Here is a 26,666-nt window from a genome sequence, read left to right on the forward strand (position 1 = left end):
GGGGCGCTGTTACTCGATCCTTAGTCTCGCTGAGCTCGCTAGGATGACGAACTCTTTTGGTTTATAGCTTGTTTAAGTAATCGTCATTCTGAACATCGAGGAACGAGTGTGATTCAGAATCTATTATCCATTTGTGCTGCGATTTAAGGTGAATGAAGAAGAGTTTGGGGGCGCTGCTACTAGATCCTTAGTCTCGCTTGAGCTCGCAAGGATGACGAACTCTTTTGGTTTATGGCTTGTTAAAGTAATCGTCATTCTGAACAACGAGGAACGAGTGTGATTCAGAATCTATTGTCCGTTTGTGCTGTGATTTAAGGTGAATGAGGAAGAGTTTGGGGGCGCTGTTACTCGATCCTTAGTCTCGCTTGAGCTCGCTAGGATGACGAACTCTTTTGGTTTATAGCTTGTTTAAGTAATCGTCATTCTGAACACCGAGGAACGAGCGTGATTCAGAATCTATTGTCCGTTTGTGCTGCGATTTAAGGTGAATGAAGAAGAGTTTGGAGGCGCTGTTACTCGATCCTTAGTCTCGCTTGAGTTCGCTAGGATGACGAACTCTTTTGGTTTATGGCTTGTTAAAAAAGTAGTCGTCATTCTGAACAACAAGGAACGAGTGTGATTCAGAATTTATTGTCCGCTTGTGCTGTGATTTAAGGTGAATGAGGAAGAGTTTGGGGGCGCTGTTACTAGATCCTTAGTCTCGCTTGAGCTCGCTAGGATGACGAACTCTTTTGGTTTGTAGCTTGTTAAAGTAATCGTCATTCTGAACAACGAGGAACGGGCATGACGCAGAATCTATTGTCCGTTTGTGCTGTGATTTAAGGTGAATGAGGAAGAGCTTGGGGGCGCTGTTATTAGATCCTTAGTCTTGCTTGAGCTCGCTAGGATGACGAACTCTTTTGGTTTATAGCTTGTTAAAGTAGTCGTCATTCTGAACAACGAGGAACGAGTGTGATTCAGAATCTATTATCCTTTGATTCTGTGGTCTGGAGGAGGAATAAAGCTTAAGAGCTTGCTGGAATTAGATTCTCAGTCTCGCGATTAAAAACGAAGTTTAAATGACTTACCAGAAAAGAAAGGCTCCAACTCAGAGTGAGTGGGAGCCTCGAATACTGCTTAAAGAATGATATCGCGCACTTCAGGGTCTTTACGCTCTAGGTAGTGCGTAGACTTGATGCGGCGAATAGTACGACAGCGACCGCGAATCAATAGGGTTTCTGTTGTTGCGATGTTACCTTGACGAGAGATGCCTTCCAGTAGATCACCTTTGGTAATACCTGTTGCAGAGAATACTACGTTGTCGCTGCGTGCCATGTCTTCCATCTTTAGAACCACGTTCGCTTGAACGCCCATCTCTTCACAGCGTTGAAGTTCAGCAGCGCCGTAGATGCGGTTTTCTTCAGTATCGCCTTTTACTTCGTGACGAGGAAGAAGACGACCATGCATGTCACCGTCTAGTGCGCGAATCACTGCTGCCGATACTACGCCTTCTGGAGCGCCGCCGATGCAGTACATCACGTCTACTTCGCTATCTGGCATACAAGTTAGGATTGAAGCGGCTACATCACCGTCTGGCACTGCGAACACACGAACGCCCATTGCTTGCATCTCTGCGATCACTTCATCGTGACGTGGCTTAGCAAGCGTAATCACAACAAGTGTATCAAGAGTTTTGTTCAGTGCTTTAGCAACGTTTTCTAGGTTTTCTTTTAGAGGTTTACCTAAGTCGATAACGCCTTTTGCACCAGGACCAACAACCAATTTTTCCATGTACATGTCCGGCGCTTTAAGGAAGCTGCCTTTCTCACCGGCTGCTAGCACTGCTAATGCGTTAGATTGACCCATTGCTGTCATGCGTGTGCCTTCAATCGGGTCAACGGCGATATCTACTTCATCGCCACCGATGCCCACTTGCTCACCAATGTATAGCATTGGCGCATCATCGATTTCGCCTTCACCAATAACGATTTCACCACTGATGTCTGTTTTGTTCAGCAAGGTGCGCATAACTTCAACAGCAGCACCGTCCGCTGCGTTTTTGTCGCCACGACCAAGCCATTTATAGCCAGCCAGAGCGGCACCTTCAGTAACACGGGAAAATGCCATTGCTAAATCGCGTTTCATGATGTCTCCAAGTAACAAGAGGGAAGAAGAATTTGCGCGGCGATTCTATCACATCGTAAGTTAAACGTTTGCCTTTTTGCTGAGCTTTTACTTTAACTAAGTTGAATTTGATCAATACTTGGGTGAGTTTTTGGCGTCGTGAGAGCAAATTGCATTGTTCAAAAATGCCTCTAGGATAAGAAAAGTCAGCGTTTAGTGAGATTGCGCTGATTTTTTAACCGAATGATGCGAAATATCGAATATAGTGAGTGTTTCTCGTCGCTACGCTGAGTAGAATGAACCTTATCGGTAAGGTGCAAGCGAACGCTCGCGCATCGTCCCAACGGAATAACAATAGGTAGGCCAAGATGTCTTTTGAAGTACTAGAACAACTAGAAGCGAAAATTCAAACTGCAGTTGACACAATCACTCTTCTTCAGATGGAAGTCGAAGAGCTGAAAGAAGATAAAGTAAAACTTGAAACAGAAGCTAACGAGCTTCGTTCTCAACGTGAAGAGCTAGAGCAAAAATCTCAGCAAGCTCAACAAGAGCACGCACAATGGCAAGAGCGCATTCGTGCACTACTTGGCAAGATGGACGAAGTGGAATAACCCACTTAAGTATCCAGAATCAAAAACACCCGCTTCGGCGGGTGTTTGCGTATTTGGCGATATTTTTTTAGCGATGTGGCTAGTTGCTAATAAAAGATTAATTTAACTCTGCTTCATCTTCGTCTTCTTCATCGAGCTCTAAGTCTACATTGAGTGGCTCAGGTGAAAGAATGATGCCTGTGCTATCGGCATAGATGTAATCTTCAGGTAGGAAGCTAACACCACCAAAGTTCACTGGTACGTCGATTTCACCAATGCCTTGATTTGCGGCCCCAACAGGAATTGAAGCGAGAGCCTGAATGCCAAGGTTCATGTCTTCCAGTTCGTCCACTTCGCGAACACAACCGTAAACCACAATCCCTTCCCATTCGTTTTCTTCTGCTAGTGTTGCGATTTCTGCATCGATTAAGGCTCTGCGTAAGGAACCGCCACCATCAATCAGCAATACTCGCCCGATACCATCTTGTTCTAACGTTTCACGGATCAGTGCGTTGTCTTCAAAACACTTAATCGTCGTCACTTGCCCGGCAAACGACGCTCGACCGCCAAAGTTACTGAACATCGGTTCAACTACATCTACCTGATCAAGATAGATATCACAGAGTGCTGAGGTATTGTATTCCATAGCGTACCTTTCTAAACAGAAACTGTTGTCTTTGAGTATATCTAGGCATTAAGTCAATGCAATGACAATCCTTTTTTAACTCATCAGAGTTTGAGCTACCACAATTGTTGCAAATAAAACGTTAGTCACCAGTGAGCACTTCACGACAACTGGCATCATAGGTGCAATTTGTGCTGGTTTCTCAGTATCCCAAACGGCTTTCCCGTGGTGGGCTACTACGTAGATGCTGAGCAAGAAGGGTAAGCTGATCCATACTGGCTTGTCTTGAATGAGCAGGTAAGCGGCAAAAGCCAGTAGCGCACCACCAAGCAAAATAAAGTGATACTGCTTAGCTTTACGTTGCCCTAGTCGAACTGCCATGGTGCGTTTGCCACATTCGCTGTCATTTTCGATATCACGCATATTATTGATGTTCAGTACTGCTACCGCCAATAAACCACAGCCTAGCGCTGGTAAGAATAACGTCGCATCAACATGACCCGTGTGCAGGAAGTAAGTGCCAGATACACCAAGTAAGCCAAAGAAAAGGAATACTGACAAGTCACCTAGACCAACATAGCCGTAAGGTTTACTGCCCATGGTGTACGCAATCGCCGCAAGGATGGCAAGAATGCCTAAGCCAATAAAGGTAATGATGCTTTCAAACGAGCTCAGCGCGTAAAACACCAATGTCAGACCGGCAATGGCAGTCAGAATGATGTTGAAGATGATCGCTTTTTTCATTTGATCCGCTGTGACTGCGCCAGACTGCATCGCCCGCTGAGGACCTAAGCGATTGTCGTTATCTGTGCCTTTCACTGCGTCGCCATAATCGTTCGCAAGGTTAGATAGAATCTGCAGCAGTGTTGCTGTGACAAATGCCATCACTGCGATGGTCAGCGAGAAGTGACCAGCAGAGTATGCAAGTACGCTACCAGTTAAAATAGACACCAGTGCGAGAGGTAAAGTTTTTGGGCGAGCGGCTTCAAGCCAGATCTGCAATGATTGTTTCATGGATATTTCGTGCTAGTAACCAATGTGCCCAGTATAAGCACAAAGCGCTCGATGCGCTATTGACTTGAAACAACTCAATTAAGACTCAAAGACTTATAGAGAAGGAACACAGTTTCCATATTTGAGGCAATAAAACAGCACTCTTTCATGAAGAGAAGAAGGCGATGCACGCGATGATTAGATCCATAGCCACGCCTGAGTTCGCTAGGATGATGAACTCTTTTGGTCTAGAGCTTGTTAAAGCTACCATCATTCTAAACGAAAAAGCCCAGAAACAAGGTTCTGGGCTTTGGCATGATAGATTGCGATTAAAGAATAAATCGGCTTAGATCTTCATCTTCAATCGTATCGCCTAGACGATCTTTCACGTAAGCCGCGTTAATCACGAACTTCGCACCTGATTGCTCTGCTGCGTCGTAAGAAATCTCATCCATCAAACGCTCCATCACAGTATGCAGACGACGTGCACCGATGTTTTCAGTGGTTTCGTTTACTGTCCATGCCGCTTCTGCGATTTGCGTGATGCCATCTTCCGTGAATTCTACATCCACGTTTTCTGTTTTCATCAGCGCAACGTACTGTTCTGTCAGAGACGCTTTTGGCTCAGTTAGGATACGTTTGAAATCGTTGCTGGTCAGTGCTTCAAGCTCAACGCGAATTGGTAGACGACCTTGCAATTCTGGGATCAGGTCAGAAGGTTTCGCTACTTGGAATGCGCCAGAAGCGACGAATAGGATGTGGTCTGTTTTCACCATACCGTGCTTCGTTGATACCGTGCTACCTTCAATAAGAGGTAATAGGTCACGCTGAACACCTTCGCGAGAAACGTCAGGGCCAGAGCTTTCACCGCGCTTACAAATCTTATCGATCTCATCGATGAATACGATGCCGTTGTTCTCTACGTTGAAGATGGCAGACTCTTTCAGCTCTTCTTGGTTCACCAGTTTCGCTGCTTCTTCTTCCGCCAATGCTTTCATCGCGTCTTTGATTTTCAGCTTGCGTTTTTTCTTGGTGTCGCCAGCAAGGTTTTGGAACATACCTTGTAGCTGGTTGGTCATTTCTTCCATACCAGGAGGCGCCATGATCTCGACACCCATTTGCGGTGCAGCTACATCGATTTCGATTTCTTTGTCGTCTAGCTGACCTTCGCGCAGTTTCTTGCGGAAGACTTGGCGCGTGTTCGATGTATCTTCTTTCTGCTCTGTTTGACCCCAAGCATCACGTGCTGGTGGTAGCAGGGCATCAAGAATACGCTCTTCGGCTTGCTCTTCAGCGCGGAATTTTACTTTTTCCATCGCTTGTTGGTGAGTCATCTTCACAGCAACATCGGTCAGATCGCGGATGATGGTTTCCACTTCTTTACCTACATAGCCCACTTCGGTGAACTTTGTTGCTTCGACTTTGATGAAAGGTGCGTTTGCCAGCTTAGCAAGACGACGAGCGATCTCTGTCTTACCAACGCCAGTTGGACCAATCATAAGGATATTCTTTGGCGTTACTTCGACACGCAAGCTTTCTTCAAGCTGCATACGACGCCAGCGGTTACGTAGTGCAATCGCAACCGAACGTTTTGCTTTGTCTTGACCAATAATGTGGCGGTTCAGTTCATGAACGATTTCGCGAGGAGTCATTTCAGACATATTCTTTCCTTACTTCGTTACGATTACGCTTAAGCCGTTGGCTTAGGAAGCTCTGCTGTAGATTCTAGCTCTTCTACAGTGTGATGATGGTTGGTGAATACACAGATGTCGCCAGCAATGTTCAGTGCTTTTTCTGCGATTTCTCGCGCGTCTAGATCTGTGTTTTCTAATAATGCGGTTGCTGCTGCTTGCGCGTATGCGCCGCCAGAGCCAATGGCGATAAGATCGTTTTCTGGCTGAACGACATCACCGTTACCAGTGATGATCAGTGAAGCTGTTTCATCCGCAACGGCCAGTAGTGCTTCTAGTTTGCGAAGTGCACGGTCGCTACGCCAATCTTTTGCTAACTCAACGGCAGCCTTAGTAAGGTGACCTTGGTGCATTTGCAGCTTGCTTTCAAAGCGCTCGAATAGGGTAAAGGCATCCGCAGTACCGCCAGCAAAACCAGCAAGAACTTGGTTGTTGTATAGGCGGCGAACTTTACGTGCGTTGCCTTTCATTACGGTATTGCCTAGCGACACTTGGCCATCACCCGCGATGACGACTTTATTGTTTCGACGTACAGATACAATGGTAGTCACAGTCGACCTCTTAATTATTTCTCTTTGGATTTAATTAAGTATATGGGGTAAGGGATTCGGGGATTCAAGGGGAAGGTGTTTTTCGATTGCAGACATTACGTTTTGTCATTTTGAACAAGGAAGAGAGCAGGGTGTTTGGCGAGGGTGCTGGTTTATACGAACGAGTTGGGTATATACCCTATATAGTGAAACTGAACTGGATTCGTGGTGATGAATGATCTTGAGTCATTCCCTAGCGTGAGAATGAGCAGCACTCTCCAATAAAAGAAAAGACCAACCGTTCACTCGGTTGGTCTCTGCATTAATGTATACCCAAGTAACCTCGAGATGCTTGCTTCAGCGAGAATGACTTGGTTCGTAGACGCGGCGGCGATTTGAAGATCTAGTTACTCTAAATCAATAATCGACAACAAAGTATACGAGCCAAGACAACTCGCCCTTCGGGAGCGTGTCATTAATTCGATCTCTGTGTCAAACAACTTGGAAAGAGCAGGCTATTCCGCTGCGTTGTTTTCCTTGATCTCGAATCAATGACAACGCTCTGAATCCTGCATCTTGAAGTCACTTGGGTATATCGAATAAGAATTAAAGATTCTCTTTCCAAATTGCACACGGCTCGATCTTCGCGCGTTGCAACTTGTGGCGATCTTTCTCTGCGTCTCGTTTGAACTTGTATGGACCAAGAACAACACGGTACCAAGAGCTTCCGTCTTTCTTAATGACACGGCTCGTAATACCTTGGAAAGCAATCGCTAGCTTACGTTCTTCAGCTTGGCTCTGTTTTTTGTAAGCGCCACATTGCATCACATAAGGGACTTTTGATACTTCAACTTCTTTGGCAACGACTTCCACTTCACGCTTCGGTAGAGATTCCACGTATTCCCACTTTTCTTCTGGTGGGGGCGGTAACTCTTTCTTCGGCTTTGGTTTGCTGGTCGCCACTGGTTCCTGTTTCGCAACGGGTTGTTTCGGTTCAGGATCATTGCTGAGTAGATATAAGCCGTAGCCAAAACCGCCCACAAGCAGGATTGCTAGTAGACCACTACGCCAAGGTTTCTTTCTGGAAGGTTGTTTTTTTGTCGACTTCTTCGGAGCGCCGCGTCCGCGTCTTACATAATCTCTATTTGCCACGGTTACTTCTGGTCATCAAGGATTCTGGCAAATATGTTAATCCAGAACGCGACGAGAAAACACCCTATTCACGTAATCTTGTTAGCTACGTACAGGATAGGCGTAAAAAACGACGCTAGATGCGTCGCTTTCGTTTCTATTTATGTTGTGGATTCGCTTACTGATTAGCGCAAAGGTGGTGGTGCTGCACTGCCACGCACAACTAATTTAGTTTCAAGCAAGCGAGAGCCTGAGTGCACATCGTGACCTTTCAGTAGCTCTAGCATCATTAACATTGCTTGGCGACCAATCTCATAACGTGGTTGAGAGATGGTGGTTAACGGTGGATCGCAGTATTGCGCGAATTGAATATCATCAAAGCCGACAACCGACAAATCCTGCGGAATACGGAGGCCAAGACGTTTCGCCTCTTGAATAGCACCAATCGCCATGGTGTCACAGTGACAGAATAGAGCGGTTGGTGGTTCAGGCAGTTCGAGAAGTTTGCGTACGGCTTGAACGCCACCTTCGAAAGAGAAGTCAGCCACAATGCTGTATTGCTCTTCTTTACTAATACCAGCACGGCGAAGTGCTTGTTGGTAACCTTGTTGGCGGAACTGGCACAGCACCGCAGTATCTGGACCAGAGATCTGAGCAATACGCTTGTGACCAAGTTGCGTCAGGTAGTTCACGGCTTCAAATGCAGAGGTCAAGTTATCGATATGCACCGTTGGTAGTTCCAGCTCAGGAGCGAATTCGCACGCCATGACCATTGGTGGTAGGTTTTTCTGCTCTGGCTTGCTGACATCGAATGGTAAGTCGGTGCCCAGTAGTAACATGCCATCAGCTTGCTTGGTGAATACTAAGTTTACGAATGAGCTTTCTCGCTTTTTCTGCTGACCGCTATCGCCAAGAAGAACTAGGTAACCGTGTTCCATTGCTGCATCTTCGATACCGCGAATGATTTCAGAGAAATACGGATCGCATATGTCCGGTACGATAGTGACAATGGTCTTTGATTCATTTCTACGTAAATTACGAGCTAATGAATTCGGTGAATAACCAGCTTCAAGTACGGCATCTTCCACTCTCTTTCTTGTTGATGAAGAGACTTTTTCTGGATTCATTAATGCTCGCGATACCGTAGCAGTAGATACCCCTGCAAGCTGGGCAACATCCTTCATTGTCGCCATAGTTTTTACCCTCTTAAAATATTCGCCAAGATGACGTGAGTCATTGTTCTAATTGAAGCCTATGTGACTGATCCACTTTAGACTTTACTAATTTGAATAGTCTATTCATTTCTAAAGGGAAAGTTACGGTCTGTTTAACAAAAATTGCAATCCTAATGTGATTTGACTCACATTAGAAGGTAATTCATTACATAGTTAAACGTTTGCTAGCTGAGATCCTGTGGTTCTATGTCTAAATTCCAGCGAACTTTCTTGGCATTTGGCAACAACTCAATAGCAGGTTTTGCACTGGTTAATAACTTTTGCATCAATGAGCGATGCTGAGTTTGCAGTAACAACTGCCAACGATATTTCCCAGCACGCTTAGCTAATGGTGATGGAGTCGGACCCAAAACCATGCAGGAACCATCAAATAATGGGTGTGACTCAAGAGTGAAGCGAACCTGACGCAAAAAGTCTTCGACCAACTCGCTTTGGTTGGCTTCCGCTTTAAATAGGGTTAAGAAGCTGTAAGGTGGAAGCTGAGCCAACTTACGTTCCTCTAATGCTGTCATGGCAAAGTCACGATAGTCTTTCTGTAATAGAGACTGAAGCAAGCTGTGCTCAGGGTGGTGAGTCTGTAAAATCACTTCGCCAGGTTTGCTTGCACGACCAGCACGCCCCGCAACTTGAATGAACAATTGTGCCAGCCTTTCCGAAGCACGAAAGTCACTACTATATAGAGATCCGTCCACGTCCAGTAGCGCCACGAGTGTCACGTTCGGAAAGTGGTGACCTTTCGCCAGCATTTGCGTACCAATCAGGATTTGATATTCGCCTTTACGAATCGATTCGAGAGCATCTTCCAAGCTGCCTTTACGGCGAGTGCTGTCTCTATCAATACGAATCGCTTTGTATTCAGGAAAGAGCTTGGCAAGTTGAAGCTCCAGTTGCTCTGTCCCAACTCCAACGGTTACTAGTTGAGTGGAGCCACAACCTTGGCATTGATGAATTACGGGTTGTTGAGACCCGCAATGGTGGCATCGGATCTCATTGCTGTACTGGTGGAAGGTATAGTAGGCATCGCAGCGCTTACACTCTGCTGTCCAGCCACACTCATGACACATCAACGCAGGAGAAAAACCACGGCGGTTTAGGAACAGCATGACTTGGTTGCCAGAATCGAGGTGCTTACGCATTTCAGCGATCAGAGGGGCAGATAAGCCACTGTCTAGGTAAAGCCCTTTAACATCCAGTACCTTATTCGTTGTTGGTACCGCAGAGCCTGCTCGTTGGGTCAGCGTTAAGTGGTGATATTTACCAGAAAGTGCGTTGTGCAGTGTTTCTAAAGCAGGTGTCGCAGAACCAAGTACGATGGGTACTTGTTCTTTATGTGCTCGCATCACAGCGACATCGCGGGCGTGGTAGCGCAGGCTGTCTTGCTGTTTGTATGAAGAGTCATGCTCCTCATCGACAATAATAATGCCAAGGTCAGCAAAAGGGGTAAGCAGAGCAGAGCGTGTTCCGATAATGATGCCAGCTGCTTTGTCTCGCGCTGAAAGCCAAGCATTGAGTCGCTCAGTATCATTCAAACCAGAATGAATCACGTCCACAGGAACATTGAAGCGATGCTTAAAGCGATTGATGGTTTGCGGTGTTAAGCCTATCTCGGGCACTAAAACCAACGCTTGTTTGCCTTTCTCGAGCACTGGCTTGATCAGGTTTAAGTAGACTTCGGTTTTCCCCGAACCGGTAACGCCCTCTAATAAATAGCAGGCAAATCCGGTTTGGCTATTAACACTGGCGATTGCCAGAGCTTGTTCATGGTTAAGCTTGGGCTTCTCTACTTCACGCTCAACTTGCTCTCCCCATTTGGTGATCTCAGGTTTCTTTTCAATACGTTCAATCCAGCCTTTTTCCTCTAAAGACTTGAGCACTGAAGATGGTATTTCTTGATCACTAAACTCTTGATGTGGAATGGGACCGTCAATCAACATCTGCAGAGCACGCTGCTGTTTAACCGCGCGACCAAGCCCCTGCATAAGTTTATCTTTGCCTGAAGTGGTAATTTGCCACTCGTATAAGGTTGAGAAGTCAGCAGGTTTGCCTTTTCTTAGGGCGGCAGGCATAGCATTGTGCAAGGTGTCGCCAAGAGGATACTGATAAAACTGACTACACCAAGTAAGCAAAGAATAGAGCTTCTCTGACCAAACGGGTTGGGTGTCTAATACAGCTTTAAGTGGCTTAAGTTGCTCTTTAGGAAAGTCAGAGTGATTAACCATCGCGGTGACAATTCCAACTAAAGTTTGACGCCCAAAAGGTACAGAAACTCGCCCACCAATGATCGGAAACAGATGCCCGGGAATGGCATAATCAAACTGTTTGTCGAGAGGGACTGGCAGTGCCACTCTGGCAATGGATGGACGCATAGAATCTTTACTATATAAAAGAGGGAAGAGGGCTATAGTCTATTAAAACGCACTAAGAAATTCGAGTGATCGGTATTTAATGAGGGTAGATTCCTCTCAGTACTAAAGTACTGGTGAAAAAAGTGGCGAAAAAGTTGCCAAATGTGTTGATCCTAGCTTAGTGATTCATTACTATACTGCGCCTTGAGATATGGCTTCGGCGATTGGTCGATGCGGTATCGCACTTTTTATTATTAATTACGTGTGGTGTGCGGCTTAGACTCGTATAGCGACACGGCCTACAATTGAGGTTATCCCATGAAAGCTGGTATCCACCCAGAATACAAAGCAATCACTGCTACTTGTTCTTGCGGCAACTCTTTCGAGTTCAAATCTACTCTAGCGAAGGAATCTATCCACCTAGACGTATGTGACAAGTGTCACCCATTCTACACAGGTAAGCAACGTATCGTTGATACAGGCGGCCGTGTTGATCGCTTCAACAAGCGTTTCGGTGCACTATCAAGCGGTAAGAAATAATAGCAGACGCTATTACGATTACAGTTTAAAAAAGGACGCTTCGGCGTCCTTTTTGTTTATTGGCTAGTGCAAAAGTAGGGGAGAATCGAGCGGCTAAAATTTGTTCGATTATTTTTCACTCGGCTATTGCATCCTAAAGTGTGATCTGTATAATGCAGCGCACTGGTTAAGCCAGTTGTGAACCAATGAGCAATGAGGAGCGAGTAAATCTTCGGATTTACGAGGTAATGTAGACTCAGCTTATGTTCGCGGTTAATACAATTAGCTATCTTTTCTTCGGAAAAACTATCCCCAGAGGTGACTCTGGTATGTAGGGGTAGTTAATCGAAAATTAACTGACAATGCGTCCTAATCTTGGATGCTACGGTTTCACATAAATCAATCGGCATTCTCTCGTCTTTACGAGTCTGAGTGGCGATATTGTTTGTGTAATTTTTAATATTGGAGCTCTGTCTCATGCAGAACCAACGTATCCGTATCCGCCTAAAAGCATTCGATTACAAACTAATCGACGCTTCTACAGCGGAAATCGTTGAAACAGCTAAGCGCACTGGCGCACAGGTTCGTGGTCCAATCCCACTACCAACTCGTAAAGAGCGTTTCACAGTTCTTATCTCTCCACACGTTAACAAGAAAGCACGTGACCAGTACGAAATCCGTACTCACAAGCGTCTAATCGACATCGTTGAGCCAACAGACAAAACTGTTGATGCTCTAATGCGTCTAGACCTTGCTGCGGGCGTTGACGTTCAAATTAGCCTAGGTTAAGGGAGATTAGAAGAATGATTGGTCTAATCGGTCGTAAAGTGGGCATGACCCGCGTATTTACTGAAGACGGCGTTTCTATCCCAGTAACAGTTGTTGAAGTTGAAGCAAACCGTGTATCTCAAGTTAAAACTCTTGAGACAGATGGCTACGCTGCAATCCAGGTAACTGCTGGTTCTAAGAAAGCTAACCGCGTAAACAAAGCTGAAGCAGGTCACTTTGCTAAAGCTGGCGTTGAAGCTGGTCGTGGTCTTTGGGAATTCCGTTTGGAAAACGGTGAAGAGTTCGCAGTTGGCGCTGAGCTAACAGTTGAACTATTCAACGAAACTAAGAAAGTAGACGTTACTGGTACATCTAAGGGTAAAGGTTTCCAAGGCGCTGTTAAGCGTTGGAACTTCCGTACTCAAGATATGACTCACGGTAACTCATTGTCTCACCGTGCACCGGGTTCAATTGGCCAATGTCAAACTCCAGGTCGCGTATTTAAAGGCAAGAAAATGGCAGGTCACATGGGTGCTGAGCGTGTAACGACTCAAAACCTAGAGATCGTACGTGTTGACGCTGAGCGCAATCTGCTTCTTATCAAAGGTGCAGTACCAGGCTCAACAGGTGGCAACGTGATCGTTAAACCAGCTGTTAAAGCATAACGTCTCAGGAGTAAGTAATGGAACTAATGGTTAAAGGTGCTGATGCACTAACTGTTTCCGAAACTACTTTCGGACGTGAGTTTAACGAAGCTCTTGTACACCAAGTAGTTGTTGCGTTTGCAGCAGGTGCTCGTCAAGGTACACGTGCTCAAAAAACACGTTCAGAAGTTTCTGGCGGTGGCGCTAAGCCATGGCGTCAAAAAGGTACTGGCCGTGCGCGTGCTGGTACAATCCGTAGCCCAATCTGGCGTACAGGTGGTGTTACTTTTGCTGCGAAACCACAAGATCACAGCCAAAAAGTAAACAAAAAAATGTACCGCGGTGCTATGAAGAGCATTCTTTCTGAGCTAGTTCGTCAAGAGCGTCTAATCGTTGTTGATAACTTCTCAGTTGAAGCGCCAAAGACTAAAGAGCTAGTTGCTAAGCTTAAAGAGCTTGAGCTAACTGACGCTCTAATCGTGACTAGCGAAGTAGATGAGAATCTATTCCTAGCTGCTCGTAACCTATACAAAGTTGACGCACGTGACGTTGCTGGTATCGACCCAGTTTCACTAATCGCGTTCGACAAAGTTGTAATGACTGCTGAAGCAGTTAAGCAAGTTGAGGAGATGCTAGCATGATCACTGAAGAGCGTATCCTAAAAGTTCTACGTGCTCCGCACATCTCTGAAAAAGCAACTATGGCAGCTGAGAAAGCGAACACTATCGTTTTCAAAGTAGCTAAAGATGCAACTAAAAAAGAGATCAAAGCAGCTGTAGAAAAGCTTTTTGAAGTTGAAGTTAAGTCTGTAAATACTCTTATCACTAAGGGTAAGACCAAACGTCAAGGTCTACGCCAAGGTCGCCGCAGCGACGTTAAGAAAGCGTACGTTACTTTGAAAGAAGGTCAAGATCTTGACTTTGTTGGCGGCGCGGAATAACAGGAGTAGTTAAGAATGGCTATTGTTAAATGTAAGCCGACTTCCCCTGGTCGTCGTCACGTTGTTAAAGTTGTTAACGCTGACCTACACAAGGGCAAGCCATACGCACCACTTCTAGAGAAAAACTCTAAGAACGGTGGTCGTAACAACAACGGTCGTATCACAGTACGTCACATCGGCGGTGGTCACAAGCACCACTACCGTGTAGTTGACTTCAAACGTACTAAAGACGGTATCCCAGCGACAGTTGAGCGTCTAGAATACGATCCAAACCGTAGCGCAAACATTGCTCTAGTTCTTTACAAAGACGGTGAGCGTCGCTACATCCTAGCACCTAAAGGTGTTCAAGCTGGTGATGTTATCCAATCTGGTGTTGATGCACCGATTAAAGCTGGTAACACTCTACCAATGCGTAACATCCCAGTAGGTTCAACTGTACACAACGTTGAACTAAAACCTGGTAAAGGTGGTCAGCTAGCTCGTTCGGCTGGTGCTTACGCTCAAATCGTTGCTCGCGACGGTGCGTACGTAACTATCCGTCTACGTTCTGGCGAAATGCGCAAAGTTCTTTCTGAAGGCCGTGCAACAATCGGTGAAGTTGGTAACTCTGAGCACATGCTACGTGAACTTGGTAAAGCTGGTGCTTCACGCTGGCGCGGCGTACGTCCAACCGTACGTGGTGTAGTAATGAACCCGGTTGATCACCCACACGGTGGTGGTGAAGGTCGTACTTCTGGTGGCCGTCATCCAGTATCTCCTTGGGGTATGCCAACTAAAGGCTTCAAGACTCGTAAGAACAAACGCACTGACAAGTACATCGTACGTCGTCGTAACAAGTAATCTATATAAAGAGGAATCGCCATGCCACGTTCTCTCAAGAAAGGTCCATTTATTGACCTACACTTGCTGAAGAAGGTAGAGAAAGCGGTGGAAAGCGGAGACAAAAAGCCACTTAAGACTTGGTCCCGTCGTTCAATGATCATCCCATCGATGATCGGTTTGACCATCGCTGTCCATAATGGTCGTCAGCACGTACCTGTTTTCGTAACCGAAGAAATGATCGGTCACAAACTAGGTGAATTCGCACCAACACGTACTTACCGCGGTCACGCTGCGGATAAGAAAGCTAAGAAGCGTTAAGGAGTAAATAATGGAAGCTATTGCTAAACATAACTTTGCTCGCATTTCGCCTCAGAAAGCTCGCTTAGTTGCGGATCTAATTCGTGGTAAATCTGTTGACCAAGCTCTAGAAATTCTAACGTTCAGCAACAAAAAAGCTGCTGCTCTAGTTAAGAAAGTTCTAGAGTCTGCTATCGCTAACGCGGAGCACAACGAAGGTGCAGATATTGACGATCTGAATGTCGCAAAAATCTTTGTAGATGAAGGCCCAACCATGAAGCGTATTATGCCTCGTGCTAAAGGTCGTGCGGATCGTATCTTGAAGCGTTCAAGCCACATCACTGTTGTTGTAGCAGATCGCTAGAGACTAGGAGAGTAAGCAATGGGTCAAAAAGTACATCCTAATGGTATTCGTCTTGGCATCGTTAAGCCTTGGAATGCTACATGGTTTGCTAACACCAAAGATTTCGCTGACAACCTAGACGGCGACTTCAAGGTACGTCAGTTCCTAACTAAGGAACTACAAAAAGCGTCTCTTTCACGCATCGTTATCGAGCGTCCTGCTAAGAGCATCCGTGTGACTATTCACACTGCTCGTCCAGGCGTTGTAATCGGTAAGAAAGGTGAAGACGTTGAGAAACTACGCGCAGCTGTAGCAAAAATTGCAGGTGTACCAGCGCAAATTAACATCGCTGAAGTACGTAAGCCTGAACTTGATGCACAACTTGTTGGTGACAGCATCGCGTCTCAACTAGAGCGTCGTGTTATGTTCCGTCGTGCTATGAAGCGCGCGGTACAAAACGCAATGCGTCTAGGTGCTAAAGGCATCAAAGTAGAAGTAAGCGGTCGTCTAGGCGGCGCTGAAATCGCACGTTCTGAGTGGTACCGTGAAGGTCGTGTACCTCTACACACTCTACGTGCAGACATTGATTACGCAACTTCTTCGGCTCACACTCAATACGGTGTGATCGGCATTAAAACTTGGATCTTCAAAGGTGAGATCCTAGGTGGTATGCCAGCAGCTAACGCTGTAGAGCCTAAAGGCGACAAGCCTAAGAAGCAGCGTAAAGGCCGTAAGTAAGGAGTCGACAGATGCTACAACCTAAACGTACTAAGTTCCGTAAGGTTCAGACAGGTCGTAACCGTGGTCTAGCTAAAGGTACTGATGTAAGCTTCGGCGAATTCGGTCTTAAAGCTGTTGGCCGTGGTCGTCTAACTGCTCGTCAAATTGAAGCGGCACGTCGTGCAATGACACGTCACGTTAAGCGTCAAGGTAAAATCTGGATCCGTGTGTTCCCAGACAAACCAATCACAGAAAAACCACTTGAAGTTCGTCAAGGTAAGGGTAAAGGTAACGTTGAGTACTGGGTAGCCCAAATCCAACCTGGTAAGGTTATGTACGAAATGGGTGGTGTACCTGAAGAATTGGCTCGTGAAGCGTTCCGCCTAGCGGCTCGTAAACTGCCATTCAAAACTACATTTGTAACTAAGCAGGTGATGTGATGAAAGCACAAGATCTACGCGAGAAAAGCGTTGAAGAGCTTAACGCTGAGCTATTGAATTTGCTACGTGAACAGTTCAACTTGCGCATGCAAGCTGCAACTGGTCAGCTACAGCAAACTCATACTCTGAAAGCTGTACGCCGTGATATCGCACGTGTGAAAACTGTTTTGACTGAGAAGGCAGGCGCATAATGAGCGAAGTAAAACGTACTCAACAAGGTCGTGTTGTTAGCGACAAGATGGACAAGTCTATCGTAGTTGCTATCGAGCGCATGGTTAAACACCCAATTTACGGTAAATTCGTAAAGCGCACGACTAAAGTACACGCACACGACGAGAACAACGAATGTGGCCTAGGCGACAAAGTTGAAATCGCAGAGTGTCGTCCACTGTCTAAGACTAAGTCTTGGACTTTGGTTAAAGTTGTAGAAAAGGCGAAGATGTAATCTTCCCCAATCTATGATTGACAAACGGCTCCAAAAATTATTTTTGGAGCCGTTTATTTTTTGACTACCCAATCACAAAAAAGGGTGGTACAATTCGCGTCCCTTTTAAAGAGGCAGCCCGACCCGAGAGGGTCTAGTTTTTTTATTATTTAGCGGAGCACTAACATGATCCAAATGCAAAGTATGCTGGACGCAGCTGATAACTCAGGCGCACGCAGCGTAATGTGTATTAAGGTTCTGGGTGGCTCTCACCGCCGTTATGCACATATCGGTGACGTTATCAAAGTTACTGTTAAGGAAGCAATTCCTCGCGGTAAAGTTAAAAAAGGTGACGTTCTGAAGGCGGTGGTAGTGCGCACCCGTAAAGGCGTACGTCGTCCTGACGGTTCTGTCATTCGCTTCGACCGAAATGCTTGTGTATTGTTGAACGACAACACTGAGCAACCAATCGGTACACGTATCTTTGGTCCTGTGACACGCGAACTTCGTGGCGATAAGTTCATGAAGATCGTTTCACTGGCTCCAGAAGTTCTGTAAGGAGCACGTAGAAATGGCAGCTAAAATCCGTCGTAATGACGAAGTAATCGTTCTTGCTGGTAAAGACAAAGGCAAGAAAGGTAAAGTAACTAAGGTCCTAGCAACTGGTAAAGTTATCGTTGAAGGTATCAACCTTGTTAAGAAACACCAGAAACCTGTTCCTGCACTAGGTATCCAAGGCGGTATCGTAGAGCAAGAAGCAGCAATCGACGTTTCTAACGTGGCGATCTTTAACGCAGCTACTGGTAAAGCTGACCGTATCGGTTTCCGTTTTGAAGATGGTAAGAAAGTTCGTTTCTTTAAGTCTAACAACGAAATCGTTTCTAACTAATAGAAGTAATTTGGAGTTCTACTATGGCGAAACTGCATGATTACTACAAGTCGTCTGTAGTCGCTGAACTGACCAAACAGTTTAGCTACACAAGCGTCATGCAAGTCCCTAGAATCGAGAAAATCACCCTAAACATGGGTGTTGGTGAAGCAATCAACGATAAGAAACTGCTAGAAAACGCAGCTGCTGATATGGCAACGATCTCTGGTCAAAAGCCACTTATCACTAAAGCTCGTAAATCTGTTGCAGGTTTCAAAATCCGTGAAGGCTACCCTATCGGTTGTAAAGTAACCTTGCGTGGCGAACGTATGTGGGATTTTCTTGAGCGTCTAATTTCGATCGCTCTTCCACGAGTACGTGACTTCCGTGGTGTTAGCGCTAAGTCTTTTGACGGTCGCGGTAACTACAGCATGGGCGTTCGCGAGCAAATCATCTTCCCGGAAATCGACTTTGATAAAGTTGATCGAGTACGCGGTCTAGACATCACTATTACGACGTCTGCTGGTACTGATGAGGAAGGCCGTGCTCTGCTGGCTGCCTTTAACTTCCCATTCCGTAAGTAAGGTGAAGGGTTACTGTTATGGCTAAAAATTCAATGAAAGCACGTGAAGCAAAACGTGCGAAGCTAGTAGCTAAGTTCGCTGAAAAGCGTGCAGCGCTAAAAGCTATCATCAGCGATGTAAACGCATCTGAAGAAGATCGTTGGAATGCGGTTCTTACACTGCAATCTCTTCCACGTGATTCAAGTGCATCACGTCAGCGCAACCGTTGTAACCAAACTGGTCGTCCACACGGTTACCTACGTAAGTTCGGTCTAAGCCGTATTAAGGTTCGTGAAGCTTGCATGAAAGGCGAGATTCCGGGTCTTCGTAAGGCTAGCTGGTAATTGCCACTTAATCATTTGGAGTAAATCATATGAGCATGCAAGATCCGATTTCGGATATGCTGACCCGTGTTCGTAACGGTCAGGCAGCAAACAAAGTTGCTGTTAAAATGCCTTCTTCAAAGCTTAAAGTTGCAATCGCTGCACTACTAAAAGCTGAAGGTTACATCGTTGACTTCGCTGTTGAAGGCGAAGCAAAACCTGAGCTAGAAGTTACTCTTAAGTACTTCCAAGCTAAACCAGTAATCGAGCAACTTAAACGTGTTTCTCGTCCAGGTCTACGTGTTTACAAGAAGAAAGATCAACTTCCTTCTGTAATGGGTGGTCTTGGTATTGCTATCGTTTCTACTTCCAAGGGTCTTATGTCAGACCGCGCTGCACGTAAAGCAGGTCTTGGTGGTGAAATCATCTGCTACGTAGCTTAATAGGAGTAGAATATGTCTCGTGTTGCTAAAGCACCTGTCGCTATTCCAGCTGGCGTAGAGGTGAAACTAAACGGCCAAGAAATCACTGTAAAAGGTGCTAAGGGCGAACTATCTCGCGTTCTTAACAACGCTGTAGTAATCGCTCAGGAAGAAAACAACCTAACTTTCGGTCCTAAAGAAGGTGTTGCTAACGCATGGGCACAAGCTGGTACAGCTCGCGCTCTAGTTAACAACATGGTTGTTGGTGTTACTGAAGGCTTTACTAAGAAGCTAACTCTTAAAGGTGTTGGTTACCGTGCTGCTATCAAAGGCAACGCTGTAGGTCTAACACTAGGCTTCTCTCACCCAGTTGAGCACGAGTTGCCAGCGGGTATTAAAGCTGAATGTCCAAGCCAAACTGAAATCATCATCACTGGTTGTGATAAGCAACTAGTTGGTCAAGTTGCGGCTGACATTCGTTCTTACCGTCAACCTGAGCCTTACAAAGGTAAAGGTGTTCGTTACGCAGATGAAAATGTGCGTACTAAAGAAGCTAAGAAGAAGTAAGGTAACACTATGGATAAGAAAGCATCTCGCATCCGTCGTGCTACACGTGCACGTCGTAAGATTGCAGAACTGGGTGCGACTCGCCTAGTTGTACACCGTACTCCTCGTCACGTGTACGCACAGGTTATCGCGGCTAATGGCTCTGAGGTTATCGCAGCAGCTTCTACTGTAGAAAAAGCGATCCGTGAGCAAGTGAAATACACTGGTAACGTTGATGCAGCTAAAGCAGTAGGTAAAGCTGTTGCTGAGCGCGCTCTTGAAAAAGGCGTAACTGCAGTTGCATTTGATCGTTCTGGTTTCCAATACCACGGTCGAGTAGCGGCGCTAGCAGAATCTGCTCGCGAAGCTGGTCTGAAATTCTAAGGTAGGGTTGGAAGATGGCTAAAGAACAACAAGTTCAAGCGAATGATTTGCAAGAAAAGCTAATCGCAGTTAACCGTGTTTCTAAAACGGTTAAAGGCGGTCGAATCATGAGCTTCACTGCACTAACAGTAGTTGGTGACGGTAACGGTCGTGTAGGTTTCGGTTACGGCAAAGCTCGTGAAGTACCTGCAGCGATTCAAAAAGCAATGGAAAAAGCGCGTCGTAACATGACTACTATCGCGCTAAACGAAGGCACTCTTCACCACCCAGTGAAAGGTCGCCATTCGGGCTCTAAAGTTTACATGCAGCCTGCTGCAGAAGGTACTGGTGTTATCGCAGGTGGTGCGATGCGTGCAGTACTAGAAGTTGCTGGCGTACACAACGTACTATCTAAAGCATACGGTTCTACGAACCCTATCAACATCGTTCGTGCAACGATCGATGCACTAGGTAGCATGAAGTCGCCAGAAATGGTTGCTGCTAAACGTGGTCTAACTGTTGAAGCTATTTCGGAGTAAGAACACCATGGCAACTATTAAAGTAACTCAAACTAAAAGCTCAATTGGCCGCCTACCAAAGCACAAAGCTACTTTGCGTGGTCTAGGTCTTCGTAAAATCAACCATACAGTAGAACTTGAAGATACTCCGTGTGTACGCGGTATGATCAACAAGGTTTTCTACATGGTTAAAGTTGAGGAGTAATCAGAATGCGTTTGAATACTCTTGCACCGGCTGCTGGCTCTAAGCACGCTCCTAAGCGTGTAGGTCGTGGTATCGGTTCTGGCCTAGGTAAAACTGGTGGCCGTGGTCACAAAGGTCAAAAATCACGTTCTGGCGGTAAAGTTCGTCCAGGTTTCGAAGGCGGTCAAATGCCTCTGAAACAACGTCTACCAAAATTCGGTTTCACTTCTCGTAAGAGCCTAGTGTCTGCTGAAGTTCGTCTAGCTGAGCTAGCGAAAGTTTCTGGTGACGTGGTTGATCTAAACAGCCTTAAAGCTGCTAACATCATCACTAAGAACATCGAATTTGTAAAAGTTGTTCTTTCTGGTGAGATTAACAAAGCAGTGACTGTTAAAGGTCTACGTGTGACTAAAGGCGCTAAAGCTGCAATCGAAGCTGCAGGCGGTAAAATCGAGGAATAATCTCGAGGAACGAGGTACAGATGGCTAAGAAACCAGGACAAGATTTTCGTAGTGCTCAGAGCGGCTTAAGTGAACTAAAGTCGCGCTTGTTATTCGTAATTGGTGCACTTTTAGTATTCCGAGCCGGCTCTTTTGTGCCGATTCCTGGTATTGACGCTGCTGTACTTGCCGATTTGTTCGAACAGCAAAAAGGTACCATCGTTGAAATGTTTAACATGTTCTCCGGTGGTGCTCTTGAGCGTGCATCTATATTAGCGTTGGGCATCATGCCGTATATTTCGGCTTCTATTGTTGTCCAATTGCTAACTGTAGTTCATCCAGCGTTAGCGGAACTCAAAAAAGAGGGTGAAGCAGGCCGTCGTAAGATCAGCCAATATACACGCTACGGCACGCTTGTACTTGCAACATTCCAAGCTATTGGTATTGCAACAGGCTTACCAAACATGGTCGATAATCTGGTTGTTATGAACCAAACCATGTTTACGCTAATTGCTACCGTAAGTTTAGTAACTGGTACCATGTTCCTAATGTGGTTAGGTGAACAAATTACAGAGCGAGGAATCGGTAATGGTATTTCCATTCTGATTTTTGCAGGTATTGTTGCTGGATTGCCTTCTGCAATCGGTCAAACAATCGAGCAAGCGCGTCAAGGTGAATTGCATGTACTTCTTCTGTTGCTAATCGCGGTATTAGCTTTTGCAGTAATTTACTTCGTTGTTTTCATGGAACGTGGTCAACGCCGAATCGTCGTTAACTACGCTAAGCGTCAACAAGGTCGTAAAGTATTTGCTGCGCAAAGCTCGCACTTGCCACTTAAAATTAATATGGCGGGTGTTATTCCAGCGATTTTTGCATCAAGTATTATCCTGTTCCCAGGAACACTGGCTCAGTGGTTTGGTCAGAATGGTGAGAGCAGCGCGTTCGGTTGGTTAACTGACGTGTCTTTGGCTCTTAGCCCAGGTCAACCGCTGTATGTAATGCTTTATGCAGCAGCGATTATTTTCTTCTGTTTCTTCTACACGGCGTTGGTATTCAACCCGCGTGAAACAGCAGATAACTTGAAGAAGTCCGGTGCATTCGTACCCGGTATCCGCCCAGGTGAGCAGACAGCTAAGTACATTGATAAAGTGATGACACGTTTAACCCTAGCGGGTGCACTGTACATTACCTTTATCTGTCTGATTCCCGAGTTCATGATGGTCGCGTGGAACGTACGTTTCTACTTCGGCGGTACATCACTACTTATCGTAGTAGTTGTTATCATGGACTTTATGGCACAGGTACAGACTCATCTGATGTCTCAACAGTATGATTCTGTGTTGAAGAAAGCGAATCTGAAAGGCTACGGTCGTTAATTCGACGGTAGACTCAGTTTCAATTACGGAGTTTAGCAATGAAAGTTCGTGCTTCCGTTAAAAAAATCTGCCGTAACTGTAAAGTAATCAAGCGCAACGGTGTTGTTCGCGTGATTTGCAGTGAGCCAAAGCACAAACAGCGCCAAGGCTAATTAGCAGAAATTTTTACTTGAAAATGAAGGTTAGGTCGAGTATATTCCTCGGCCTACCTTTTGCGTGCAAAAGAAGTAGTACTCCGCAGCGTATCCATAACGGGCTTTGCTGCGGCTAATTCTTTTATAGAAACACTTAGGAGTGAATAATGGCCCGTATAGCAGGCATTAACATTCCTGATCAGAAACACGCTGTAATCGCTCTAACGGCGATCTACGGCATCGGTAAAACTCGCTCTCAAGCTATCCTAGCTGAAGTGGGTATTGCTGAAGATGTTAAGATCAGTGAACTAACTGAAGAGCAGATCGATCAACTGCGTGATGGTGTAGCTAAGTACACTGTAGAAGGTGATCTACGTCGTGAAGTATCTATGAACATCAAGCGTCTTATGGACCTTGGCTGTTACCGTGGTCTTCGTCATCGTCGCAGTCTACCACTACGTGGACAGCGTACTAAAACCAACGCTCGCACCCGTAAGGGTCCGCGTAAGCCGATCAAGAAATAATCGGGAAGGTAGAGTACAATGGCTAAACAACCAACTCGCGCTCGTAAGCGCGTACGCAAGCAAGTTGCAGATGGCGTTGCGCACATCCATGCTTCTTTCAATAACACAATCGTAACCATTACTGACCGTCAAGGTAACGCTCTAGCTTGGGCTACTGCAGGTGGTTCTGGTTTCCGTGGTTCTCGTAAGTCTACTCCGTTCGCTGCACAGGTTGCTGCTGAGCGTTGTGCTGAAATGGCTAAAGAATACGGTCTAAAGAACTTGGAAGTTATGGTTAAGGGTCCTGGTCCAGGTCGTGAATCTACTGTTCGCGCTCTGAACGCTGCTGGTTTCCGCATCACAAACATCGTTGATGCTACACCAATCCCTCATAACGGTTGTCGTCCACCTAAGAAACGTCGCGTATAACGTTTTTTAGATTACTGGAGAAAGATCATGGCAAGATATTTGGGTCCTAAGCTGAAGCTTAGCCGTCGTGAAGGCACTGACTTATTCCTTAAGTCTGGTGTTCGCGCGATCGATACCAAGTGTAAAATTGATAACGCACCAGGTGTACACGGCGCTCGTCGCGGTCGTCTATCTGAGTATGGCGTTCAGCTTCGTGAGAAGCAAAAAGTTCGTCGTATGTACGGCGTTCTAGAAAAACAATTCCGTAACTACTACAAAGAAGCTGCGCGTCTTAAAGGCAACACAGGTGAAAACCTACTTCAGCTTCTTGAAGGTCGTCTTGATAACGTAGTTTACCGCATGGGCTTTGGCGCAACTCGCGCAGAAGCACGTCAGCTAGTTAGCCACAAAGCTATCCTAGTTAACGGTAAAGTTGTAAACGTTCCTTCTTTCAAAGTAGCGGCTAATGACGTTGTTTCTATCCGCGAGAAAGCTAAACAGCAAGCTCGTATCAAAGCAGCTCTAGAAGTTGCTGAACAACGTGAAAAACCAACTTGGATTGAAGTAGATGGTGGCAAGATGGAAGGTACATTCAAGCGTATGCCTGAGCGTTCTGATCTATCAGCTGACATCAACGAACAATTGATCGTCGAGCTTTACTCTAAGTAAGGTTTAAACTAAAGAGAGGACACAATGCAGGGTTCTGTAACAGAATTTCTTAAGCCACGTCTAGTTGACATCGAACAAATCAGCTCGACTCACGCAAAAGTAACTCTTGAGCCATTAGAGCGTGGCTTTGGTCATACTCTAGGTAATGCACTTCGCCGCATTCTTCTATCTTCTATGCCTGGTTGTGCAGTGACAGAAGTAGAAATCGAAGGCGTACTTCATGAGTACAGCACTAAAGAAGGCGTACAAGAAGATATTCTTGAAATCCTTCTAAACCTTAAAGGTTTGGCAGTGCGCGTAGCTGAAGGCAAAGATGAAGTGTTCATTACTTTGAACAAATCAGGCTCGGGCCCTGTGGTTGCAGGTGACATCACCCATGACGGTGATGTAGAGATCGCTAACCCTGAACACGTTATTTGTCACCTAACGGATGACAACGCTGAGATCGCAATGCGTATCAAAGTTGAACGTGGTCGTGGTTATGTTCCAGCTTCTGCGCGTATCCATAACGAAGAAGACGAGCGTCCAATCGGTCGCCTACTAGTAGATGCTACTTACAGCCCAGTAGACAAAATTGCCTACGCTGTAGAAGCAGCTCGTGTAGAACAGCGCACTGATCTAGACAAGCTTGTTATCGATATGGAAACAAACGGTACTCTAGAACCTGAGGAAGCAATCCGTCGTGCAGCTACTATCCTAGCTGAACAATTGGATGCGTTCGTAGATCTTCGTGATGTACGTGTACCTGAGGAGAAGGAAGAGAAGCCAGAATTCGATCCGATCCTACTGCGTCCTGTAGACGATCTTGAACTAACAGTTCGCTCTGCTAACTGTCTGAAAGCAGAAGCGATTCACTACATCGGTGATCTAGTACAACGTACTGAGGTTGAGCTACTTAAAACGCCTAACCTTGGTAAAAAATCTCTTACTGAGATTAAAGACGTACTTGCGTCACGTGGTCTGTCTCTGGGCATGCGCCTAGAAAACTGGCCACCTGCATCAATCGCTGAAGATTAATCGATACTAGTTAGAAGGATTAGGTCATGCGCCATCGTAAGAGTGGTCGTCAACTCAACCGCAACAGCTCACATCGTAAAGCGATGTTCAGCAACATGGCTAGCTCTCTAGTACGTCATGAAGTTATCAAGACTACTTTGCCAAAAGCAAAAGAGCTACGTCGCGTAGTTGAGCCTTTGATTACACTAGCTAAGACTGACAGTGTTGCTAACCGTCGTCTAGCATTTGCACGTACTCGTGACAACGAAGTAGTTGCAAAACTGTTTAACGAACTAGGTCCACGTTTTGCTGCTCGTCAGGGCGGTTACACTCGTATCCTAAAAGCTGGCTTCCGTGCTGGTGATAAAGCTCCAATGGCTTACATTGAGCTTGTAGATCGCCCAGCTGCTGAAGAAGCTGCTGAGTAATCTCAGTTCGTAAGAACAAAAAAAGCCGAGCATTAGCTCGGCTTTTTTGTATCTGTCGTATTTGAAAGCGAAACAAATTGAGTTTTCTGTCTCCCCTCTCAAACTAGTCTTTGATAATCGAATCTTTAGTCTTAATTTATGTTTAGGCGAAACTTCTTAGCTGCCTGAACCCCACAATCCACTTAGTGACTTGAGTAAGCCCTCACTTGCCCCTTGGTCGCCCAAATAGCCCAGTATCACCGGCGCAAATTGACTGATCATTGAAGGGTCTAACCCCAACTTGTCAAAAGTGCTTTGTACCGCGCTTAAACTTTCGATATTACCTAGCAAGCTTTGTGCGCCATCCAAACTCGACATCCCTGGGATCAGAGATTCTAGTTCACTGCTATTTTGATCTGACAGTTGGCTTTGTGCCAAAGCTAATAATGCACTTGTGCCACCAGCGGCTTGTTCAGTCGAAACTGGTAATTGGCTCGTTAGTAAATCTGTGATTGGAGAGGACTCCGCATTCATACCTTGGCTAACCATGTCCATTAAACCTTCTTGGTTATCTTTGTCGGTCACGGCATCAAGAAAAGCGTGAGCTGTACCAATATTCATTGACAGCAGAGCTAAGGTGAGGAGTGTTTTACGCATAATACCTCCATGTGGCTTGCGATTATTATTGTTTGTTTACTTCTTGAGATTACTGAGACGTAAGGTTATTGAGCTCAAGTCTGTTTATTCTAAACAAAAAAAGCGGCGCTAGTGTGCGCCGCTTCGAAT

General features: G+C 45.7%; 38 protein-coding genes and 1 pseudogene. 30 read left to right on the plus strand and 9 right to left on the minus strand.

The genetic code is table 11. The features are described 5' to 3' along the window. Window positions 1–1,116 precede the first annotated feature (1,116 nt). A complete protein-coding gene (gene glpX / locus ABMY42_RS16100) occupies window positions 1,117–2,124 on the minus strand; it encodes a class II fructose-bisphosphatase (RefSeq protein ID WP_005450587.1) in 1,008 nt (335 codons plus the stop codon). A 347-nt stretch (window positions 2,125–2,471) separates the two neighbouring features. Here glpX and zapB point away from each other — a divergent pair, with 347 nt between their 5' ends. Further along, window positions 2,472–2,714 carry a cell division protein ZapB gene (zapB, locus tag ABMY42_RS16105; protein ID WP_005450586.1) on the plus strand — a complete coding sequence of 81 codons (243 nt, stop codon included), beginning with the start codon at window positions 2,472–2,474 and terminating at the stop codon, window positions 2,712–2,714. A 97-nt stretch (window positions 2,715–2,811) separates the two neighbouring features. Here the strand turns inward: zapB and rraA are convergent, their stop codons facing one another. The 7 genes and pseudogenes from rraA to priA all read right to left on the minus strand — a co-directional run bounded on the left by rraA (window position 2,812) and on the right by priA (window position 11,264). After that, the gene (gene rraA, locus ABMY42_RS16110) at window positions 2,812–3,339 is read right to left on the minus strand and encodes a ribonuclease E activity regulator RraA (protein ID WP_005450585.1); all 528 of its coding nucleotides are present in this window, start codon (window positions 3,337–3,339) and stop codon (window positions 2,812–2,814) included. A 75-nt stretch (window positions 3,340–3,414) separates the two neighbouring features. Beyond that, window positions 3,415–4,332 (minus strand): 1,4-dihydroxy-2-naphthoate polyprenyltransferase, encoded by a 918-nt coding sequence (locus ABMY42_RS16115; RefSeq protein ID WP_005450584.1) that lies wholly within the window; start codon window positions 4,330–4,332, stop codon window positions 3,415–3,417. A gap of 308 nt (window positions 4,333–4,640) precedes the next feature. Next, on the minus strand, window positions 4,641–5,972 hold the full coding sequence (gene hslU / locus ABMY42_RS16120; protein ID WP_009698879.1) for an HslU--HslV peptidase ATPase subunit: 1,332 nt from the start codon (window positions 5,970–5,972) through the stop codon (window positions 4,641–4,643). 29 nt (window positions 5,973–6,001) lie between these two features. Further along, a complete protein-coding gene (hslV, locus tag ABMY42_RS16125) occupies window positions 6,002–6,553 on the minus strand; it encodes an ATP-dependent protease subunit HslV (RefSeq protein WP_009698878.1) in 552 nt (183 codons plus the stop codon). 585 nt (window positions 6,554–7,138) lie between these two features. Beyond that, on the minus strand, window positions 7,139–7,684 hold the full coding sequence (locus ABMY42_RS16130; RefSeq protein WP_349266550.1) for an SPOR domain-containing protein: 546 nt from the start codon (window positions 7,682–7,684) through the stop codon (window positions 7,139–7,141). A 164-nt stretch (window positions 7,685–7,848) separates the two neighbouring features. Next, window positions 7,849–8,859, minus strand: a pseudogene (gene cytR / locus ABMY42_RS16135) (DNA-binding transcriptional regulator CytR); the annotation flags it as partial. Between the two features lie 203 nt (window positions 8,860–9,062). Continuing rightward, window positions 9,063–11,264 carry a primosomal protein N' gene (gene priA / locus ABMY42_RS16140; RefSeq protein ID WP_252044779.1) on the minus strand — a complete coding sequence of 734 codons (2,202 nt, stop codon included), beginning with the start codon at window positions 11,262–11,264 and terminating at the stop codon, window positions 9,063–9,065. 297 nt (window positions 11,265–11,561) lie between these two features. On the opposite strand from priA, the gene rpmE reads away from it, so the two are divergent. From rpmE to rplQ, 29 genes are all read left to right on the plus strand, one after another. Further along, window positions 11,562–11,783: a 50S ribosomal protein L31 gene (gene rpmE / locus ABMY42_RS16145; protein ID WP_005450576.1), complete on the plus strand. Its 222-nt coding sequence runs from the start codon at window positions 11,562–11,564 to the stop codon at window positions 11,781–11,783. Between the two features lie 456 nt (window positions 11,784–12,239). Next, a complete protein-coding gene (gene rpsJ / locus ABMY42_RS16150; RefSeq protein ID WP_004410492.1) occupies window positions 12,240–12,551 on the plus strand; it encodes a 30S ribosomal protein S10 in 312 nt (103 codons plus the stop codon). A 14-nt stretch (window positions 12,552–12,565) separates the two neighbouring features. Further along, window positions 12,566–13,195, plus strand: coding sequence for a 50S ribosomal protein L3 (gene rplC, locus ABMY42_RS16155; protein ID WP_005435072.1), 630 nt, complete (start codon window positions 12,566–12,568; stop codon window positions 13,193–13,195). Between the two features lie 17 nt (window positions 13,196–13,212). Further along, entirely contained in the window at window positions 13,213–13,815 is a 603-nt protein-coding gene (gene rplD / locus ABMY42_RS16160) for a 50S ribosomal protein L4 (protein ID WP_005435074.1), read from the plus strand. After that, window positions 13,812–14,114 (plus strand): 50S ribosomal protein L23, encoded by a 303-nt coding sequence (rplW, locus tag ABMY42_RS16165; protein ID WP_004398471.1) that lies wholly within the window; start codon window positions 13,812–13,814, stop codon window positions 14,112–14,114. Before rplD ends, rplW begins: the two co-directional genes overlap by 4 nt. A gap of 15 nt (window positions 14,115–14,129) precedes the next feature. Beyond that, the gene (gene rplB / locus ABMY42_RS16170; RefSeq protein ID WP_005450574.1) at window positions 14,130–14,954 is read left to right on the plus strand and encodes a 50S ribosomal protein L2; all 825 of its coding nucleotides are present in this window, start codon (window positions 14,130–14,132) and stop codon (window positions 14,952–14,954) included. 21 nt (window positions 14,955–14,975) lie between these two features. Beyond that, complete coding sequence (rpsS, locus tag ABMY42_RS16175; protein WP_005431614.1) at window positions 14,976–15,254, plus strand: 30S ribosomal protein S19; 279 nt, start codon at window positions 14,976–14,978, stop codon at window positions 15,252–15,254. 10 nt (window positions 15,255–15,264) lie between these two features. Then, window positions 15,265–15,597 carry a 50S ribosomal protein L22 gene (gene rplV / locus ABMY42_RS16180; RefSeq protein WP_005383164.1) on the plus strand — a complete coding sequence of 111 codons (333 nt, stop codon included), beginning with the start codon at window positions 15,265–15,267 and terminating at the stop codon, window positions 15,595–15,597. Window positions 15,598–15,615: 18 nt separating this feature from the next. Then, window positions 15,616–16,314: a 30S ribosomal protein S3 gene (gene rpsC / locus ABMY42_RS16185; RefSeq protein WP_005435080.1), complete on the plus strand. Its 699-nt coding sequence runs from the start codon at window positions 15,616–15,618 to the stop codon at window positions 16,312–16,314. 11 nt (window positions 16,315–16,325) lie between these two features. Next, window positions 16,326–16,736 carry a 50S ribosomal protein L16 gene (gene rplP / locus ABMY42_RS16190; RefSeq protein ID WP_005379577.1) on the plus strand — a complete coding sequence of 137 codons (411 nt, stop codon included), beginning with the start codon at window positions 16,326–16,328 and terminating at the stop codon, window positions 16,734–16,736. After that, window positions 16,736–16,927, plus strand: coding sequence for a 50S ribosomal protein L29 (gene rpmC, locus ABMY42_RS16195; protein WP_004410456.1), 192 nt, complete (start codon window positions 16,736–16,738; stop codon window positions 16,925–16,927). The genes rplP and rpmC overlap by 1 nt, the downstream gene beginning before the upstream one ends. Next, window positions 16,927–17,181 carry a 30S ribosomal protein S17 gene (gene rpsQ / locus ABMY42_RS16200; RefSeq protein WP_005450571.1) on the plus strand — a complete coding sequence of 85 codons (255 nt, stop codon included), beginning with the start codon at window positions 16,927–16,929 and terminating at the stop codon, window positions 17,179–17,181. Before rpmC ends, rpsQ begins: the two co-directional genes overlap by 1 nt. Before the next feature lie 165 nt (window positions 17,182–17,346). Continuing rightward, on the plus strand, window positions 17,347–17,718 hold the full coding sequence (rplN, locus tag ABMY42_RS16205; protein WP_004410450.1) for a 50S ribosomal protein L14: 372 nt from the start codon (window positions 17,347–17,349) through the stop codon (window positions 17,716–17,718). Between the two features lie 13 nt (window positions 17,719–17,731). After that, window positions 17,732–18,049 (plus strand): 50S ribosomal protein L24, encoded by a 318-nt coding sequence (rplX, locus tag ABMY42_RS16210; RefSeq protein ID WP_005435084.1) that lies wholly within the window; start codon window positions 17,732–17,734, stop codon window positions 18,047–18,049. 23 nt (window positions 18,050–18,072) lie between these two features. After that, window positions 18,073–18,612: a 50S ribosomal protein L5 gene (gene rplE, locus ABMY42_RS16215; protein WP_005450569.1), complete on the plus strand. Its 540-nt coding sequence runs from the start codon at window positions 18,073–18,075 to the stop codon at window positions 18,610–18,612. Window positions 18,613–18,629: 17 nt separating this feature from the next. Beyond that, window positions 18,630–18,935, plus strand: coding sequence for a 30S ribosomal protein S14 (rpsN, locus tag ABMY42_RS16220; protein ID WP_004410442.1), 306 nt, complete (start codon window positions 18,630–18,632; stop codon window positions 18,933–18,935). Between the two features lie 29 nt (window positions 18,936–18,964). Continuing rightward, complete coding sequence (gene rpsH / locus ABMY42_RS16225; protein WP_005450567.1) at window positions 18,965–19,357, plus strand: 30S ribosomal protein S8; 393 nt, start codon at window positions 18,965–18,967, stop codon at window positions 19,355–19,357. 12 nt (window positions 19,358–19,369) lie between these two features. Beyond that, window positions 19,370–19,903 (plus strand): 50S ribosomal protein L6, encoded by a 534-nt coding sequence (gene rplF / locus ABMY42_RS16230; RefSeq protein WP_005450565.1) that lies wholly within the window; start codon window positions 19,370–19,372, stop codon window positions 19,901–19,903. A 9-nt stretch (window positions 19,904–19,912) separates the two neighbouring features. Then, entirely contained in the window at window positions 19,913–20,266 is a 354-nt protein-coding gene (gene rplR, locus ABMY42_RS16235; RefSeq protein WP_005435088.1) for a 50S ribosomal protein L18, read from the plus strand. A 14-nt stretch (window positions 20,267–20,280) separates the two neighbouring features. Beyond that, entirely contained in the window at window positions 20,281–20,784 is a 504-nt protein-coding gene (gene rpsE, locus ABMY42_RS16240; protein WP_005435090.1) for a 30S ribosomal protein S5, read from the plus strand. A gap of 7 nt (window positions 20,785–20,791) precedes the next feature. Next, the gene (gene rpmD / locus ABMY42_RS16245; RefSeq protein ID WP_005450564.1) at window positions 20,792–20,968 is read left to right on the plus strand and encodes a 50S ribosomal protein L30; all 177 of its coding nucleotides are present in this window, start codon (window positions 20,792–20,794) and stop codon (window positions 20,966–20,968) included. Between the two features lie 5 nt (window positions 20,969–20,973). Then, window positions 20,974–21,408: a 50S ribosomal protein L15 gene (rplO, locus tag ABMY42_RS16250; protein ID WP_005450562.1), complete on the plus strand. Its 435-nt coding sequence runs from the start codon at window positions 20,974–20,976 to the stop codon at window positions 21,406–21,408. 20 nt (window positions 21,409–21,428) lie between these two features. After that, window positions 21,429–22,763, plus strand: coding sequence for a preprotein translocase subunit SecY (secY, locus tag ABMY42_RS16255; RefSeq protein WP_005435093.1), 1,335 nt, complete (start codon window positions 21,429–21,431; stop codon window positions 22,761–22,763). A 38-nt stretch (window positions 22,764–22,801) separates the two neighbouring features. Beyond that, window positions 22,802–22,915: a 50S ribosomal protein L36 gene (gene rpmJ, locus ABMY42_RS16260; RefSeq protein ID WP_000868186.1), complete on the plus strand. Its 114-nt coding sequence runs from the start codon at window positions 22,802–22,804 to the stop codon at window positions 22,913–22,915. 149 nt (window positions 22,916–23,064) lie between these two features. Next, window positions 23,065–23,421 carry a 30S ribosomal protein S13 gene (rpsM, locus tag ABMY42_RS16265; RefSeq protein WP_005450559.1) on the plus strand — a complete coding sequence of 119 codons (357 nt, stop codon included), beginning with the start codon at window positions 23,065–23,067 and terminating at the stop codon, window positions 23,419–23,421. An 18-nt stretch (window positions 23,422–23,439) separates the two neighbouring features. Continuing rightward, window positions 23,440–23,829, plus strand: coding sequence for a 30S ribosomal protein S11 (gene rpsK / locus ABMY42_RS16270; protein WP_001118870.1), 390 nt, complete (start codon window positions 23,440–23,442; stop codon window positions 23,827–23,829). A gap of 27 nt (window positions 23,830–23,856) precedes the next feature. Further along, complete coding sequence (gene rpsD, locus ABMY42_RS16275; RefSeq protein ID WP_005383146.1) at window positions 23,857–24,477, plus strand: 30S ribosomal protein S4; 621 nt, start codon at window positions 23,857–23,859, stop codon at window positions 24,475–24,477. A 24-nt stretch (window positions 24,478–24,501) separates the two neighbouring features. Further along, window positions 24,502–25,494, plus strand: a complete 993-nt coding sequence (gene rpoA, locus ABMY42_RS16280; RefSeq protein ID WP_005383143.1) for a DNA-directed RNA polymerase subunit alpha — start codon at window positions 24,502–24,504, stop codon at window positions 25,492–25,494. A gap of 26 nt (window positions 25,495–25,520) precedes the next feature. Continuing rightward, a complete protein-coding gene (gene rplQ / locus ABMY42_RS16285) occupies window positions 25,521–25,901 on the plus strand; it encodes a 50S ribosomal protein L17 (RefSeq protein WP_005383141.1) in 381 nt (126 codons plus the stop codon). Between the two features lie 156 nt (window positions 25,902–26,057). Here the strand turns inward: rplQ and ABMY42_RS16290 are convergent, their stop codons facing one another. After that, on the minus strand, window positions 26,058–26,537 hold the full coding sequence (locus ABMY42_RS16290) for a DUF2780 domain-containing protein (protein ID WP_349266551.1): 480 nt from the start codon (window positions 26,535–26,537) through the stop codon (window positions 26,058–26,060). Window positions 26,538–26,666 lie beyond the last annotated feature (129 nt).

Source organism: Vibrio sp. SSH13-20 (genome assembly GCF_040104475.1).
Taxonomy (GTDB): Bacteria; Pseudomonadota; Gammaproteobacteria; order Enterobacterales; family Vibrionaceae; genus Vibrio; species Vibrio harveyi.